This window comes from Lysobacter yangpyeongensis (genome assembly GCF_042655745.1).
In the GTDB taxonomy this organism is placed as follows: domain Bacteria; phylum Pseudomonadota; class Gammaproteobacteria; order Xanthomonadales; family Xanthomonadaceae; genus Agrilutibacter; species Agrilutibacter yangpyeongensis.
The window spans coordinates 132,330-147,309 of the sequence record NZ_JBHSNM010000004.1 but is presented as its reverse complement, the minus strand read 5'-3'; the positions used below and the strand labels follow the sequence as shown (position 1 = coordinate 147,309).

Annotated in this window: 13 protein-coding genes; 10 read left to right on the top strand and 3 right to left on the bottom strand. The window is 69.7% G+C overall.

The window, feature by feature from the left end:
• Positions 1-299 precede the first annotated feature (299 nt).
• Complete coding sequence (locus ACFPN1_RS12690) at positions 300-3,182, bottom strand: M16 family metallopeptidase (RefSeq protein ID WP_386755430.1); 2,883 nt, start codon at positions 3,180-3,182, stop codon at positions 300-302.
• Between the two features lie 314 nt (positions 3,183-3,496).
• On the opposite strand from ACFPN1_RS12690, the gene ACFPN1_RS12685 reads away from it, so the two are divergent.
• The 6 genes from ACFPN1_RS12685 to ACFPN1_RS12660 all read left to right on the top strand — a co-directional run bounded on the left by ACFPN1_RS12685 (position 3,497) and on the right by ACFPN1_RS12660 (position 7,483).
• Positions 3,497-4,204, top strand: a complete 708-nt coding sequence (locus tag ACFPN1_RS12685) for an SDR family oxidoreductase (protein ID WP_386755428.1) — start codon at positions 3,497-3,499, stop codon at positions 4,202-4,204.
• 47 nt (positions 4,205-4,251) lie between these two features.
• Complete coding sequence (locus ACFPN1_RS12680) at positions 4,252-4,731, top strand: tRNA (cytidine(34)-2'-O)-methyltransferase (RefSeq protein WP_386755427.1); 480 nt, start codon at positions 4,252-4,254, stop codon at positions 4,729-4,731.
• 72 nt (positions 4,732-4,803) lie between these two features.
• Entirely contained in the window at positions 4,804-5,697 is an 894-nt protein-coding gene (locus ACFPN1_RS12675; RefSeq protein WP_386755425.1) for a helix-turn-helix domain-containing protein, read from the top strand.
• A 67-nt stretch (positions 5,698-5,764) separates the two neighbouring features.
• Complete coding sequence (locus tag ACFPN1_RS12670; protein ID WP_386755424.1) at positions 5,765-6,124, top strand: VOC family protein; 360 nt, start codon at positions 5,765-5,767, stop codon at positions 6,122-6,124.
• Positions 6,125-6,536: 412 nt separating this feature from the next.
• Positions 6,537-6,932 (top strand): ArsR/SmtB family transcription factor, encoded by a 396-nt coding sequence (locus ACFPN1_RS12665; protein WP_386755423.1) that lies wholly within the window; start codon positions 6,537-6,539, stop codon positions 6,930-6,932.
• Positions 6,929-7,483, top strand: coding sequence for an SRPBCC family protein (locus tag ACFPN1_RS12660; RefSeq protein ID WP_386755421.1), 555 nt, complete (start codon positions 6,929-6,931; stop codon positions 7,481-7,483). Before ACFPN1_RS12665 ends, ACFPN1_RS12660 begins: the two co-directional genes overlap by 4 nt.
• 259 nt (positions 7,484-7,742) lie before the next feature.
• Here ACFPN1_RS12660 and ACFPN1_RS12655 read toward each other — a convergent pair whose 3' ends face one another.
• Positions 7,743-8,423 (bottom strand): DUF4142 domain-containing protein, encoded by a 681-nt coding sequence (locus ACFPN1_RS12655; RefSeq protein ID WP_386755419.1) that lies wholly within the window; start codon positions 8,421-8,423, stop codon positions 7,743-7,745.
• Positions 8,424-8,591: 168 nt separating this feature from the next.
• Between ACFPN1_RS12655 and ACFPN1_RS12650 the strand changes: the two genes are divergently transcribed.
• The 3 genes from ACFPN1_RS12650 (at position 8,592) to ACFPN1_RS12640 (ending at position 13,074) form a co-directional block, all read left to right on the top strand.
• The gene (locus ACFPN1_RS12650) at positions 8,592-10,718 is read left to right on the top strand and encodes a TonB-dependent receptor family protein (RefSeq protein ID WP_386755418.1); all 2,127 of its coding nucleotides are present in this window, start codon (positions 8,592-8,594) and stop codon (positions 10,716-10,718) included.
• A gap of 257 nt (positions 10,719-10,975) precedes the next feature.
• Positions 10,976-12,295: a PQQ-dependent sugar dehydrogenase gene (locus ACFPN1_RS12645; protein ID WP_386755416.1), complete on the top strand. Its 1,320-nt coding sequence runs from the start codon at positions 10,976-10,978 to the stop codon at positions 12,293-12,295.
• A 245-nt stretch (positions 12,296-12,540) separates the two neighbouring features.
• Complete coding sequence (locus ACFPN1_RS12640) at positions 12,541-13,074, top strand: outer membrane beta-barrel protein (protein WP_386755415.1); 534 nt, start codon at positions 12,541-12,543, stop codon at positions 13,072-13,074.
• Positions 13,075-13,161: 87 nt separating this feature from the next.
• Here ACFPN1_RS12640 and ACFPN1_RS12635 read toward each other — a convergent pair whose 3' ends face one another.
• Positions 13,162-14,187: a rhodanese-like domain-containing protein gene (locus ACFPN1_RS12635; protein WP_386755413.1), complete on the bottom strand. Its 1,026-nt coding sequence runs from the start codon at positions 14,185-14,187 to the stop codon at positions 13,162-13,164.
• Positions 14,188-14,365: 178 nt separating this feature from the next.
• Here ACFPN1_RS12635 and ACFPN1_RS12630 point away from each other — a divergent pair, with 178 nt between their 5' ends.
• Entirely contained in the window at positions 14,366-14,944 is a 579-nt protein-coding gene (locus tag ACFPN1_RS12630; protein WP_386755412.1) for an outer membrane beta-barrel protein, read from the top strand.
• Positions 14,945-14,980 lie beyond the last annotated feature (36 nt).

The following is a 14,980-nucleotide window of genomic DNA, read 5'->3' as shown; positions in this document are numbered from 1 at the left end:
CTCCTTCTCCCCGCTCGCGGGGAGAAGGTGCCCGAAGGGCGGATGAGGGGAGCGAGCGCAGCGAGCTGCTTTTGCTGTGCTCCAACGCCCGAACAAATCAAAAGCAACGGCAAAGGCAGCTCGCTGCGCTCGCCGCCCCTCACCCGCCCGTTGGGCACCCTCTCCCCGCAAGCGGGGAGAGGGAAAGTCCAATCAGGCCCCGTCCGCGCCAGCGGGAGAGGGGAAAGCCAAATCCGGCCGGCGCCATTCGCCGGCCGGTTTCAGAGAGTCGACTCAGACAGTCGACTCAGTCACCCGGCTTACTTCGCCGGCTTGCCCGCGCCCACCGGCTTGCCGTCGGCATCCAGGATGGTGATCTCGCCAAAGTTCAGCGCACGCACCTTGGCTTCCATCTCCTTGAGGTCGCCCACGACCACCCAGGTCAGCGCGTTCGGATCGATCGCCTTGGCGGCGGCGTTCACCTGCGCCGCGTCCATGCCTTCGATCTCGGCCTTGCGCTTGAACACGTAGTCGTCCGGACGCTGGTAGCGGACGATGCCGCCGATCGTGCCCATCACCGCACCCGCGGTCTCGTAGGCACCGGGCAGGCTGCGGATCTTGATCGCCTGGATGCGCGCCACCTCGGCCGGCGTGGCCGGCTTGCTGCCGTCGGTGTACTCGGTGATCTCGCGGCGCATCTCGGCCATCGACTCGGCGGCCTTGTCGATCTGCACCGGCGCGACCGCCAGCCACGGCCGCTGGCCCACCGCGTCGCGCAGCGAGGAACGCGCGCCGTACGACCAGTGCTTGTCCTCGCGCAGGTTCATGTTGAGGCGCGCGGTGAAGTCGCCGCCGATCACGGTGTTGGCGATGTCGAGCCTGATCGCACCCGGATCCATCGTCGACGGCATCAGCTCACCGGCGTAGATGTTGGCCTGCACCGAACCGGGCTGGTCGATCAGGAACACGCGCGGCTTGTCCGGACGCGCCACCGTCGGCAGCTGCAGCGCGGCGGGCCTGGCGCCTTCGACCTTCCAGTTGCCGAAGTGCTTTTCCAGCACCGGCACGATGTCCTTCAGCGTGGTGTCGCCGACCACGACCAGCGTGGCGCCGTCCGGACGCACCCAGCTGCGGTGGTAGGCGAGCAGGTCGTCGCGGGTCAGGGTCTGGATCGAGGCTTCGGTACCGGTGCCGCTGAGCGGCATCGCATACGGATGGCCTTCGCCGAACAGCAGCGGCGGCAGCACGCGCGTGGCCGCGCCGTTGGGTTCGGCCTTTTCCTGGGCGATCGCCGCGAGCCACTGGCCGCGCAGGCGTTCGATGTCCTTCGCGTCGAAGCGCGGACGCTCCAGCATGTCGGCGAACAGCGCGAGCGACGGATCGAGGTTCTCCTTCAGCGCCGACAGGTAGGCGGTGCCGCCGTCGAGCGAGGCGCCGGCGCCGAGGCTCGCGCCCAGCGATTCGGCGCGATCGGCGAAGGCCAGCGCGTCGTAGTTGCCGGCGCCTTCGTCGAGCATGCCGAGGGTGAAGTTGGCGGTGCCCAGCTTCTTGCCCGCGTCGGTGGCGTAGCCGCCGTCGAAGAGGTAGCTGAACTGCACGACCGGAATGTCATGGCGCTCGGCCAGGATCACCTGCGTGCCGTTGCTCAGCGTGGCGCGCTGCAGCTGCGGGAACTTCAGTTCCGGGAAGTCCTTGGGCACCTGCACGCCGGCCTTGCGGTCGACGTCGCTGGCGATGGTCTTGTACTTCGCGTCGACCGGCGGCAGCGCCAGCGGCGTCGGCGCGGCGGCCGGTTCTTCCGGCAGCGCGGTGCGCGCGCCCGGCTCGATCACCAGCGTGTGATCGCCCTTGCCCAGCCAGCGCTGGCCGGTGGCCTGCAGTTCGGCCGCGGTCGCGGTCTCGATGGTCTTCAGGCTGTCGCGGTAGCAGTCGGGCTTGCCGGTGTAGACGGTGCATTCGGCCAGCGTGTCGGCCTTGCCGCCGAAGCCGCCGATGCGCTCGATGCCGCGGATGAAGCCGGCCTTGAACACCGTGCGCGCCTGCGTCAGTTCGCTGGCGGTGGGACCGTCGGCCAGCAGCTTCTTGATCTCCTCGTCGATCACCGCTTCGACCTTCTGCGCGTCCACGCCCTGCTTCACGTCGGCCATGATCACGAAGTTGGAGCCCAGCTGCGACGAGTACGCGCCGGCCGAGATGCTGTCGACCAGCTTGTCCTGGTGCACCAGGCGCTTGTCCAGGCGTGAGCTGCGGCTGCCGCCCAGCACCTGCGCCAGCAGCTGCAGGCGATCGAGGTCCGGCGCGCCGTATTCGGCGACGTTCCACAAGCGGTAGATGCGCGTCTGCGGCACCTTGTCCTGCATCACCGAACGCGTGGATTCCGCGCGCGGCGCCGGATCGATCTTCGGCTGCGCCATGCTCGGCGTCGCGGGGATGTCGCCGAAGTACTTCGCGACCTTTTCCTTCGCCGTCTTCGCGTCGATGTCACCGGCCAGCACCAGCACCGCGTTGTTCGGGCCGTACCAGGTGCGGAACCAGTTCTTCACGTCCTCCAGCGAGGCCGCGTTGAGATCGTTCATCGAGCCGATCACGGTGTGGTGATACGGATGACCCTTCGGATACATGATCTCGGTGAGCACGTCGAAGGCCTGGCCGTAGGGCTCGTTCTCGCCCTGGCGCTTCTCGTTCTGCACGACACCGCGCTGCTCGTCGAGCGTCTTCTGGTCGATCGCGCCGAGCAGGTGGCCCATGCGGTCCGATTCCATCCACAGCGCCATGTCGAGCGCAGTGGTCGGCACGTTCTCGAAGTAGTTGGTGCGGTCGGTGTTGGTGGTGCCGTTCTGGTCGGTGACGCCGACCTGCTTGAAGGGCACGAAGTATTCGCCCGGATGGTTTTCCGAGCCGTTGAACATCAGGTGTTCGAACAGGTGCGCGAAGCCGCTGCGACCCAGGGGTTCGTCCTTGCTGCCCACGTGGTACCAGATGTTCACCGCCACGATCGGGGCCTTGCGATCGGTGTGCACGATCACGCGCAGGCCGTTGGGCAGGGTGAATTCCTCGAAGGGAATGGCGACGTCGGCGGCGGCGGGCGCCTTGGCATAGGCGGCCTGCGGGGCGAACGCCGCGCCGCCGATGGCGGTGGCCAGGGCGACGGCGAGGACGGCAGCGCGCGGGTGGGCTGCACGCTTGAGCGAAGCGAAGGACATGCGAACTCCTGTTCGGAAAATGGATGTGCGCACGGCGGTCGGCCCCAACCACCGGACCGCCGGATGGTAGCGGCGCCGGCCGCAGGCGGCATGGGTCACAAGTCCCGCGCCGCGATGCAACCCCGCTTGCGGGAATGCGCAACGCGCCGCAGCGCGCGAGGGCGCTCGCCCACGGGCGGTACCGCTCGTGGGCGGGCCGGACGCGCCCCGCGGGCGGGTCGGAATACCCGTGCGGGCGGCTTCCGGTCGCCGCCCGCCCCTAACCCCCGCCACACCCCGCTTCGCCCATACTCGCCCCAGCCCCGGAGCCCGCCATGCCCATTGCCCAGCCCCGCCGCAGCCTCGTCACCGGCGCCAACCGCGGCCTCGGTCTGGAATTCGTCCGCCAGCTGCTCGCCCGCGGCGATCGCGTCGTCGCCGCCTGCCGCCATCCGGGCAAGGCCACCGCGCTCAACGCCCTCGCCGGCGAGCACCCCGGCCGGCTGCATGTGCTGCCGCTGGACGTGGCCGACGAGAAGTCGCGCACCGCCTTCGCCCACGAGCTGCCGCTGGTCTGCGACGGGATCGACCTGCTGATCAACAACGCCGGCGTGCTGCATTCGGGCGAACGCTGGGGCGGCATCAGCGCGGCGAACCTCGAGGACAGCCTGCGCACCAACGCGATCGGCCCGTTCCTGCTGACCCAGGCGCTGTCCTCGCAACTCGCCGATGGCGGCACCGTCGCCAACCTGTCCTCGATGATGTCCTCGCTCGGCACCGATCCCGACTTCCACTCGCCCAGCTACCGCATCAGCAAGACCGCGCTGAACATGGCGACGAAGATGCTGGCCAAGGCGCTGGAACCGCGCGGCATCACCGTGATCGCGCTGTGCCCGGGCTGGGTGCTCACCGACATGGGCGGCAGCGGCGCGCAGATCACGCCGGGCGAATCGGTGTCGGAGCTGCTGGAAACCATCGCCGCGGCGACGCCCGCGCGCAGCGGCGGCTTCTACGACCGCTACGGCAAGGCGATGGCCTGGTAGCCGCAGGCGATACTGCGCGTCCGTTTCGCTGCCGCGTCGCTGCGCCGATGTTCCACGTCATCCTGTTCCAGCCCGAGATCCCGCCCAACACCGGCAACGTGATCCGCCTGTGCGCGAACACCGGCGCGCGCCTGCACCTGGTGAAGCCGCTGGGCTTCACCCTCGAGGACGCGCAGCTGCGGCGCGCGGGCCTGGACTACCACGAGTACGCCTCGCTGCAGGTGCACGACACGCTGGATGCCGCACTCGCCGCGATCGCCGATGCGGAAGGCGCCGCGCCGCGCGTGTTCGCGCTGAGCACGCGCGGCACCACGCGATTCGACACCGTCGCCTACCGCCCGGGCGATGCGTTCCTATTCGGGCCGGAAACGCGCGGCCTGCCGGGTGAGGTGCTCGCCAGCGTGCCGGACGCGCAGCGGCTGCGCCTGCCGATGCGGCCGGACAACCGCAGCCTCAATCTCTCCAATACGGTCGCGGTGGTCGTGTTCGAGGCGTGGCGGCAGCAGGGTTTCGCCGGCGGCGCCTGAACCCCGCCGGCGCAACGCAATCCCGCCATCGACGACAACGCGCGGCCGCGATCACCGGCGTACCCTCGCGCCATGGCCGACCGCAAGCCGCCCACCCCTCCGGATGCCACGATGCGGGTCGCGCGCCTGCACCGCGGCGCGCTGTCGGTGCTCGACTTCCGCTGCCTGGCCGGCCCGCACACGCCGCTCGCGGTGGAGCGCCACGATTTCACCTCGGTGTCGTACGTGCGCCGCGGCAGCTTCGGCTACCGCGCGCGCGGCGAGGACTACGAGCTGGTTGCCGGTTCGGTGCTGGTCGGGCGCGGCGGCGACGAGTTCGTGTGCACGCACGACCACCACCACGGCGGCGACGAATGCCTGTCGTTCAAGCTCGCCGACGAACTGGTCGACGAATTCGACGCGAATCCGCAGCACTGGCGCGCCGGCGGGCTGCCGCCGCTGCCGGAACTGATGGTGCTGGGCGAACTCGCGCAGGCGGCGGTGCGCGGCGACAGCGATTTCGGCGTCGACGAAGCGGGACTGCTGCTGGTCCACCGCTATCTCGCGCTGGCCGGGCAGCGGCGGCGGCCGGCCTTGCAGGCCAGCGCGCGCGACCGGCGCCGCGCGGTGGAAATGGCGCTGTGGCTCGACGCGCACGCGCACGAGGACGTCGACCTGGAAACGACCGCCGCGCAGGCGGGGCTGAGCGCGTGGCACTTCCTGCGTCTGTTCGCGCGCGTGGTCGGCGTGACGCCGCACCAGTACCTGCTGCGCGCGCGGCTGCGACGCGCCGCGCAACTGCTCGCCGGCGACGAGCGGCCGGTGACGCAGGTCGCGCTCGAGGCCGGCTTCGCCGACCTGTCGAATTTCGTGCGCAGCTTCCATCGCGTCGCCGGATTGCCGCCGCGGCATTTCCGCCACGCCGCGCGCGGCGACCGCGAGCGCATCGCCGCCCTCGCGCGGCGGCTCGAACGGCGGCGCCACTAGCGCAATTTTCTCCAAGTACGGATCGGCGTAGCGCGCGAGGCTGGGCTCCCCAACACGGAGCATCGCCATGTACGACCATCTCGGACTGCAAGTGAAGAACCTCGACGCCAGCGTGCGCTTCTACGAAGCGGTGCTGGCCCCGCTCGGCCACGTGCTGGATTCGCGCTACGAGGGCGGCGCCGGCCTCGGCCCCCAGGGCGCGCCGTCGCTGTGGCTGTACGACAACGCGAAGGCGCAGGGCGGCACGCACGTCGCGTTCCAGGCGCGCGACCGCAAGGCGGTGGATGCGTTCCATGCCGCAGGCCTGGCCAACGGCGGCCGCGACAACGGCGCACCGGGACTGCGCGTGGATTACGCGCCGACGTATTACGCGGCGTTCCTGATCGATCCGGACGGGAACAACGTGGAGGCGGTGTGCATGGATTGAGTGGTTTGGCGCCGCTGCGCGGCGCCGCCCCTCATCCGCCCCTGCGGGGCACCTTCTCCCCGCCGGGCGGGGAGAAGGGCAATCCCCCGGCTCTCCCACCTCATCTCTCGCCCCACTTGTTCCCTCGCCCCACTTGTCTTTGTCCCTCGCCCACTTGTCTTTGTCCCTCGCCCGCTTGCCCTTGTTTTCCTCGCCCCGCTTGCGGAGTGAAGGCGGACGTTTATGCGCCACTGGCACATGTCCGACCGAACGCCCTTGCGCCATGCGCAAGGGCCGGGGGCACCCCTCGCCCCGCTTGCGGGGAGAGGGACAGCATTGCGGAGCAATGCAGGGTGAGGGGACGTCGCGCCACCCGCCAACATAATTCAACCATCTAGTTGACAATCGTCCGCACCGGCGTATATTCAACCTTATGGTTGATAAATCCGCACAGCTCGACGAAGTCTTCCGCGCTCTCGCCGACCCCACGCGCCGCGCGATGCTGAGCGACCTCGCCAAGGCGCCGCGCACCGTCGGCGAACTCGCCGCGCCCTTCGACATCTCGCTCGCCGGTGCGTCGAAACACATCCAGATGCTCGAGCGCGCCGGCCTGATCCGGCGCGAGGTGCAGGGCCGCGTGCATACCTGCCGCCTCGATGCGCGACCGCTGCACGCCGGCGCGGAATGGATCCGCCACTACGAACGCTTCTGGAACCAGAAGCTCGACGCCCTCGAAGCGCTGCTCGAGGCCGACGACGCCCGCTCCAGGCCGGCCAGGCCCACGGCCGGAACCGCCCGCAAGTCCCCGCCCCCACGGAGAAAACCATGAACCTGCATACCGCCCTGCCCGAAGTCGATTACGGCGTGCGCACCGCGCCCGACACCGTGCGCATCGAACGCCTGCTGCCCGGTCCGATCGAACGCGTCTGGCAATACCTCGTCGACCCCGAATTGCGCGCGCAGTGGTTCGCCGGCGGCGACATCGAACCGCGTGCCGGTGGCCGGCTCGACCTGCGTTTCCACAATTCCGCGCTGACCGAGAACGACGATCCGCCGCCGCCGAAGTACGCCGCGCATGCCGGCGAGTTCCACATGCCCTGCACGGTCACCGAGTTCGACTCGCCGCACGTGCTGGCCTTCACCTTCGGCAGCGACGAATCGCCCTCGCAGGTGCGCATCGAACTCGCGAAGCGCGGCGACCAGGTGCACCTGCTGCTGGTGCACAGCCGCCTGGCCACGCGCGAGGGCATGCTCAGCGTTTCCGCCGGCTGGCATGCGCACCTCAACATCCTGCGCGCGCGCATGACCGGCGCCACGCCCGACGGCCTGTGGCGCACGCATACGCGGCTGGAAGCGGAATACGCGCAGCGACTGGGCTGATGCGCGTCACGCACGGCAGGCGTCGCGACGACGCAGTGGGGCGGTGGTGACGTACGGCATCCACGGCCATGCGTGGGATCGCGTGGACGCGGCATTGCCTCGATACGACCGCATGGTGCCCGCGTGAGCGGAAATGCTCCCGCTTCCGCTTGAACGCGCGGGCGCCTCGATCCGGCGCCCACGCGGAAAGTTCCTCGTGGTTCGATCAGGCCCGATATTTTCGGCCCGACGCCGGCTGCACCGTGTGTTGCGTTGTTGCTTACTTCAACGTCGCCTGGATCTCCTTCGCCTTGTCCAGGTGGCGCGCAACGGCGGCGCGCGTGGTGGTGAAGTGCTCGCGCACGCTGGCGTCGGTCGCCGCCGGCATCAGCGTGTTGTCGATCAGTGCCAGCACGTCGCCGTGGCCTTTCACCATCGCCTCCATGTACGCCTTCTCGTAATCGGCGCCGCTGTGGGTGTCGAGCGCCTTGAGGTCGGCTTCGCCCTTGTCCTTGAGCGCCGTCACCGCCGGCGCCGTGGAATTCGCGGCGCCGAGCTTCGTCGTGTCGGTGAGGTTCTTGCCGTGGTCGGTCTTCATCATCTGCGCGAAGTCGCGCACCGCGCCGGTCACCTTCTTGCCCAGGGCCTGGTCGGCGGCGGCGATCTCGTGTTCGTCCGCGGTGGCCAGCAGCGCGAGCGCATCGGCCTGCGACGTCGTGCCCGCGGGCGTGGCGGTTTCGCTCGCGTCCGCCGGTTCCGGCGCGTTGGTCGCCACCGGTGCGTTGACGTCACTGTCGGGCGACGAAGGCGGCGCGCCGGTGTCGGGCGACGCCGGCGCTTCGGCGGGCGTGGCCGTGGTCTCGTCCGCGACGTCGCGACGATCGCAACCGGCCACCAGCAGCGGCCCCGCAAGCAGCGCGACGAGCGCCGCGCGTCCTGCATTCTTTGCTACGGATTTCATGGCAGTTCTCCTGTGCGCCGGCAGCAACGGCTGCTTCGACCAGCGCACGCTAGGCCGCCGCTCGTATAGGGGACGTGGCAGCAGCCGCCGCTTCTTCACGGCGCGCCGACATCACCCGGCGCCGCGCGGTCGCGGTGTAGGCTGCGCGCGCTACGGATGAGGTACCGCGTGCACGCCAGCGCCCATCGCCACGGATTCGCATGGATCGCGCTGTGCGCGGTCGCGCCGGCGTGCGCGGCGCCGCCGGTGGCGACGCTGCCGCGCGTGCAGGTCACGGCCACGCGCACGCCCCAGCGCGCCGACGCCGTGCCGGCCGCGGTCAGCGTCGTGCCGCTGCGCGAAGGGCGGCGCGACCTCGCCGGCGCCGCCGTGGCCGAGCGCCTGAACGGCGTGCCCGGCGTGCTGGCGAGGTCGCGGCAGAACTACGCGCAGGACGAGCAGCTGTCGATCCGCGGCTTCGGCACGCGCGCGAGTTTCGGCATCCGCGGTGTGCGCCTGTACGTCGACGGCATTCCCGCGACGATGCCCGACGGCCAGGGCCAGCTCTCGCATTTCCCGCTGCTCGACGGCGCACGCATCGAAGTGCTGCGCGGGCCGTTTTCCGCGCTGTACGGCAATGCGGCGGGCGGGGTGCTGCAGTTGTTCACCGTCGACGGCGTCGCGCCCGCGCAGACGCGCGTCGAAGCCGCTGCCGGCAGCTTCGCCAGCCGCCGCTTCGGCGCCGAACGGCGCGACCGGCGCGGCGCGTTCGATTACGCGCTCGGCCTCAACCACTTCGCCACCGATGGCTACCGCGCCCACAGCCGCGCGCAACGCACGCTGTTCAACGGCAAGGTGAACATCGCTGCCGGCGCCACGCAGCTGACCCTCGTCGCCAATGCGCTGTGGGCGCCGGACGCGCTCGACCCGCTGGGCCTTGACCGCGCGCAGTTCGACACGGCTCCGGCGCAGGCCGTCGATGCCGCGCGACGCTTCGACACGCGCAAGTCGGTGACGCAGCGCCAGTTCGGCGCGACGCTCGCGCACGACTTCGGCGGCGATGCGCAACTGCGCGTGCTCGCATACGGCGGCCGGCGCGACACCACCCAATACCTCGCCATCCCGGTCGCGGCGCAGGCCAGTCCGCTCAGCGGTGGCGGCGTGATCGACCTGGCCTCGCCGTACGCGGGCGTCGATGCGCGCTGGACGCAATCGACCACGCTCGCCGGCGAACCCGTGGAGTTCGTCGTCGGCGCGTCCCTCGATCGCCAGCAACAGGATCGCCGCGGCTACGAGAACTTCGTCGGCACGCAACTGGGCGTGCGCGGCGCGCTGCGCCTGTCGCAGGACGACCGCGTGCGTGCCACCGGTGCGTATGCGCAGGCAACCTGGCATCCCGCCTCAGACTGGATGCTGATGGCGGGCGTGCGCCGCAGCGACATCCGCTTCCGTTCGCGCGATCGTTACGTCGCCCCCGGCAATCCCGACGACAGCGGCGCGGTGCGTTATCGCGCGACGACGCCGGTGGCCGCGGTGGGCTGGCAGGTATCGCCGGACTGGCACTGGTTCGCGGCGGCGGGGCGCGGCTTCGAGACGCCGACCTTCAATGAACTGGCCTATCGCAGCGACGGCGGCAGCGGCCCCAACCTGCAGCTGCGGCCGGCACGCACGCGCAGCGTCGAAGCGGGCGTGAAGTTCGCACGCGGCGAGGCGGTCTCGGAATTCGTGCTGTTCCGCGCCGACACCCGCGATGAGCTCACCGCCGCGACCAGCAGCGGCGGCCGCACCACGTTCCAGAACGCCGGCGCGGCGCGACGCCAGGGAGCGGAATGGTCGGCGCAGTGGCCGTTGGGCTCGCGCTGGCGTGGGGAGTTTGCATTGACGTGGATGCAGGCAGAGTTCCGCGACGGCTTCCTCGCGTGTGCAGGCACGCCGTGTCCGGTCGCCGATGTGCCTGTCGCCGCCGGCACGCGCATTCCCGGCGTGCCGCGCCGGCAGGCGTATGCGGCGTTGCAGTGGGGCGATGACACGGGCTGGCAGTTGCGCATCGATGCGCAACATGTCGGCACGGTGTCGGTGAACAACGTCGACGACGAGCGCGCGCCGGCGTACACGGTGTTCGGCGCGAGTACGGGGTATGGCTTCGCTCGCGCTGATGGCGAGGGCCGGGTGTTCCTCGCCGTGGGCAACCTGCTGGATCGCCGGTACGCCGGGTCGGTGATCGTCAATGAAGGCAATCGGCGTTATTACGAGCCGTCGCCGGGGCGGAACGTTACGGTAGGGGTGGAGTGGGTTTGGGGAGCGGGGTTGCGGTGAGGCGGCGGGTGCGTCGGAAGAGCGAAGACACCGGATTCCCGCTTGACCGGACATCCGTCCGTTGAAAGCCGCGGGATGACGAAAAAAAGCCACGGCAACAACGACAGCAACGGCAACAACAGGAACACGGGCCAGTAGCGACATCACGTTACGTGCACGCCGCACCCGCCGTTAACTCACGCTCGCGTCATAGCACCTGCGCCACCCTCGGTCTGCAGGCGGCGTCCTGCCGCCGCTGCAAGCGAAGGAGAGCCGCCATGTCCTCCGTGTTGAGGCTGTCCGCACTGGCGTTGTCGCTGCTCGCGCTCGCGGCGTGCGGCGGTTCCGCGCGACTGGCCGCGCGGGCCGATACCGGACCGGATCCGGTGTTGCCCGAACCCGATACCTCGCTGATTCCCACCGTGCAGGTGGCGCAGGCCACCGGTTGGCCCGCGGGCGCGACGCCGACCGCGGCGGCGGGTTTCGCGGTGAAGGCCTTCGCCACCGGGCTCGCACATCCGCGCTGGCTGTACGTGTTGCCCAACGGCGACGTGCTCGTCGCGGAAACCAATCGTCCGCCGACCGAGGATCCGCCGGCGAACCCGATCCGCGCCGCCTTCATGAACGCGGCGTTCGCCAAGGCCGGCGCGGCGATACCGAGTCCGGACCGCATCACCCTGCTGCGCGATGCCGACGGCGACGGTGTCGCCGAAACGCGCAGCGTGTTCCTGCAGGGACTGATGTCGCCGTTCGGCATGGCCCTGGTCGGCGACACGTTCTACGTCGCCAATGCCGATGCCGTCGTGCGCGCGCCGTATCGCCGCGGCGATCTGCGCATCGACGCGACACCGGTAAAGCTCGCCGACCTGCCCGGTGCGCCGCGCAACCACCACTGGACCAAGAGCCTGCTCGCCAGCCGCGACGGCACGAAGCTGTATGTCGGCGTGGGCTCCAACAGCAACGTCGCCGAACACGGCATGACGATCGAAGCCGGCCGCGCCGCGATCCACGAGATCGACCTCGCCAGCGGCCGCGATCGCGTGTTCGCCGGCGGCCTGCGCAACCCGGTCGGTCTGGCCTGGCAGCCGCAAAGCGGCGTGCTGTGGACGGTAGTGAACGAACGCGACGAACTCGGCAGCGATCTGGTGCCCGATTACCTGACCTCGGTACGCGAAGGCGCGTTCTACGGCTGGCCGTACAGCTACTACGGCGCGCATGTCGACACGCGCGTGCAGCCGCAGGATCCGGCGCTGGTCGCGCGCGCGATCGCGCCGGATTACGCGCTGGGCGCGCACGTGGCGGCGCTGGGCCTCGCGTTCTACGACGGCGACCTGTTGCCGCCGCGCTACGCGAACGGCGCGTTCATCGGCCTGCACGGCTCGTGGAACCGCAAGCCGCCCAGCGGCTACAAGGTCGTGTTCGTGCCGTTTGCGAACGGGCAGCCGTGGGGACCGATCGAGGACGTGCTCACCGGTTTCCTCGACGAACAGGGTCGCGCGCGCGGACGCCCGGTCGGCGTCGTCGTCGATCGAACGGGCGCGTTGCTCGTCGCCGACGATGTCGGCAACACGGTCTGGCGCGTGACGCTGGCGCACTGATGCTTTGCGGCGTATTCGCAGCGCGCGATGCGCTCGATCGCGCGTCGCGGGTTCATCGCGTGCGGTCGCCATTCGATCGGCGTTGGATCATCCCATCGACGGGAAGAAGAATCTCTCGTTTCCGCCATTGTTCCGGCGTTGCCGGCCCATACACCGGTCTCGCTGCGATGGCAGCCCAGGCATCGGGCCGGGGCCCACGCACCGGCGTGACGCATTCGCCGCCGGATTCAAGGAACCTGAGAACCATGCGCAAGACCAAGCTGCTTTCGACCCTGTTGCTCTCCGCCACCCTCGGTGCCGCCGCGTTCGGTGCGAACGCGCAGGACAAGGGCTTTTACGCCGGCGCCGGCGTCGGCCAGTCGTTCGTCGACGAAGGGGCCTATGACGACGAGGACACCGCGTTCTCCGTCTTCGGCGGTTACCAGTTCAACAAGTACTTCGGCCTCGAAGCCGGCTATGTGGACTTCGGCAAGATCGAATCCGATACCGTCGGTCCCGATCTGGAAGGCGACAGCGCCTACCTCACCGCCGTGGGCACGCTGCCGATCACCGAAAAGTTCTCCGCCTATGCGAAGGCCGGCCTGCACCGCTGGAACATCGACAGCGACCTGCCCGGCGTCATCGGCAACGACGACGACAGCGGCAGCGATCCGACCTACGGCATCGGCGCGCAGTACCGCTTCACCGATCGCGTCGCGCTGCGCGGCGAGTACAGCCGCTTCGAGGTCGAGGATGTCGATGCCGACCTGGCACAGGTGCAGGTGCGCTTCGACTTCTGATCCATCGCGGCGCGCGCCATGTGCGTCACCAACGAAAAGCCGCCGGCTCGTCCGGCGGCTTTTTCGTGCGTGTTCTCCCGCGCCACGTCAGGCCGCGAGCTCGCCATCGGCGGTCCGGTGTACCTGCCGGCCCGAGGCCTTCCACGCTTCGAAACCGCCGGCGAGGGGACGCACGCGACGGAACCCGCGCTGCTGCAGTTCGCGCGCCAGCACCGCGGCGGACACTTCGTTGGGACAGTCGCAATACACCACCACTTCCTCGCGCACCGGGATCTCCACGTCGCCGGGCGCAAAGGCGAACACCGCACCGGGAATCCAGCCGCTCGCCGCGCGCTGTTGGGGCGAACGCACATCGAGCAGCAACGGCGGTGCGTCACCCTGCAGCAGGCCGTGCAGTTCGTCCACGGAGATGCGCGCCATGCGCAGCTGCTGCAGGAAGTGGCGGCGGCGCAGCCATTTCCACGCGACGAAGGCGATCGCCAGTGCGACCAGCACCGGGATCGCGTAGTGGCCGAGTTGTTCGAGTTGCAACAGCACCCGATCGACCGCGCGGTGGAAGACCACGCCCAGCGCCACCGCCACGCCCGCCCACAGCAGCGCACCGATCGTGTCGAACAGCAGGAAGCGGCGCGTGGAGGTGCCGGTTTCGCCGGCCAGCGTGGTCGCCACCGCGGCGAAGCCGGGGACGAACTTCGCCACCGCCAGCGAACGCACGCCCCAGCGCGCGTAGACGCCGCGCGTGGTGCGCACGCACGAATCGGGCGACAGCGACAGCCGGCACATCAGCCGCACCAGCTTCGCGCCGAGCCGGCGCCCGCCGAGGAACCACAACCAGTCGGCGAGCACCGCGGCGAGCGTCGCCACCAGCAGCACCGGGAGCCAGCCGTGCCCGGCATCCACGCCGATCGCGGTGGTGACGATGATCGGCGGATACGCGGGAATCGGAATCCCGCCCTGGTCGAGAAACACGCTCACGAACACCACCAGCAAACCGTACGTGGCGATCAGGTGCAGCAGCGTGTCCATCGGCAGGCGTTTCGGGGCGGGCGCGTCATGGTAGGCGCGCGGCGTGCGCGGCGCCGCATCGTGCGCGGCCTGCTGTGTTGTGCGCATGGACGCGTGGCGCGGGCGGACCACATCGTCGCTGGATAGTTCCTGTACCGGAGCGTTTGCAATTAAGCGTCGATTCGATCCGCCTTCGGATACTGGCCGCCACCGGAGCTGGCCCGTTCACGCGGCACTTCCCTCAGTCAGCTCCGGCCCCACACAACACGAAGAAGGCTGAGACCTTATGAAGAAGTCCCTGCTTGCCCTGACCCTGCTCGCCGCCCTGCCGTTCGCCGCTTCCGCGGCCGAGGGCCTGTCCTACAACTACGTCGAAGGCGGCTATGTCGGCACCAATGCCGACGGCGCCGATGCCGACGGCTGGGGCATCAACGGCTCCGGCGCGCTGACCGACAATTTCCATGTCTTCGGCGGCTATACCTTCCAGAAGACCGACGACGAAACCATCGGCGGCGTGCGCTTCGACGGCGTCGACGTCGACCAGTGGCGCGTCGGCCTGGGCTACAACCATCCGATCGCCGCCAACACCGACCTGCTCGCCCGCGTCGCCTACGACAACTACAAGGTCGAGCACGCCGACAGCGTGGATGGCTACAGCGCCGAAGTGGGCGTACGCAGCGCGCTGACGCAGAACTTCGAGGGCTACGCGCTGGCCGGTTACGAGGACGGCGACGAGTTCGACGGCGACTTCTACGGCCGCGTCGGTGCCCAGGTGAAGTTCAACCAGAACTGGGGCCTCACCGGCGACGTGAAGTTCGCCGACGGCGACACCCAGTACTTCGTGGGTCCGCGCCTGACGTTCTAAAGGCGCGCGGAACGGGCCGGTTTTCCCCGGCCGGCC

What these genes read in the sequence shown, in the direction of transcription:
- ACFPN1_RS12690 (WP_386755430.1), bottom strand. Translation starts at nt 3,182, where the DNA reads ATGTCCTTCGCTTCGCTCAAGCGTGCAGCCCACCCGCGCGCTGCCGTC.
- ACFPN1_RS12685 (WP_386755428.1), top strand. Translation starts at nt 3,497, where the DNA reads ATGCCCATTGCCCAGCCCCGCCGCAGCCTCGTCACCGGCGCCAACCGC.
- ACFPN1_RS12680 (WP_386755427.1), top strand. Translation starts at nt 4,252, where the DNA reads ATGTTCCACGTCATCCTGTTCCAGCCCGAGATCCCGCCCAACACCGGC.
- ACFPN1_RS12675 (WP_386755425.1), top strand. Translation starts at nt 4,804, where the DNA reads ATGGCCGACCGCAAGCCGCCCACCCCTCCGGATGCCACGATGCGGGTC.
- ACFPN1_RS12670 (WP_386755424.1), top strand. Translation starts at nt 5,765, where the DNA reads ATGTACGACCATCTCGGACTGCAAGTGAAGAACCTCGACGCCAGCGTG.
- ACFPN1_RS12665 (WP_386755423.1), top strand. Translation starts at nt 6,537, where the DNA reads ATGGTTGATAAATCCGCACAGCTCGACGAAGTCTTCCGCGCTCTCGCC.
- ACFPN1_RS12660 (WP_386755421.1), top strand. Translation starts at nt 6,929, where the DNA reads ATGAACCTGCATACCGCCCTGCCCGAAGTCGATTACGGCGTGCGCACC.
- ACFPN1_RS12655 (WP_386755419.1), bottom strand. Translation starts at nt 8,423, where the DNA reads ATGAAATCCGTAGCAAAGAATGCAGGACGCGCGGCGCTCGTCGCGCTG.
- ACFPN1_RS12645 (WP_386755416.1), top strand. Translation starts at nt 10,976, where the DNA reads ATGTCCTCCGTGTTGAGGCTGTCCGCACTGGCGTTGTCGCTGCTCGCG.
- ACFPN1_RS12640 (WP_386755415.1), top strand. Translation starts at nt 12,541, where the DNA reads ATGCGCAAGACCAAGCTGCTTTCGACCCTGTTGCTCTCCGCCACCCTC.
- ACFPN1_RS12635 (WP_386755413.1), bottom strand. Translation starts at nt 14,187, where the DNA reads ATGCGCACAACACAGCAGGCCGCGCACGATGCGGCGCCGCGCACGCCG.
- ACFPN1_RS12630 (WP_386755412.1), top strand. Translation starts at nt 14,366, where the DNA reads ATGAAGAAGTCCCTGCTTGCCCTGACCCTGCTCGCCGCCCTGCCGTTC.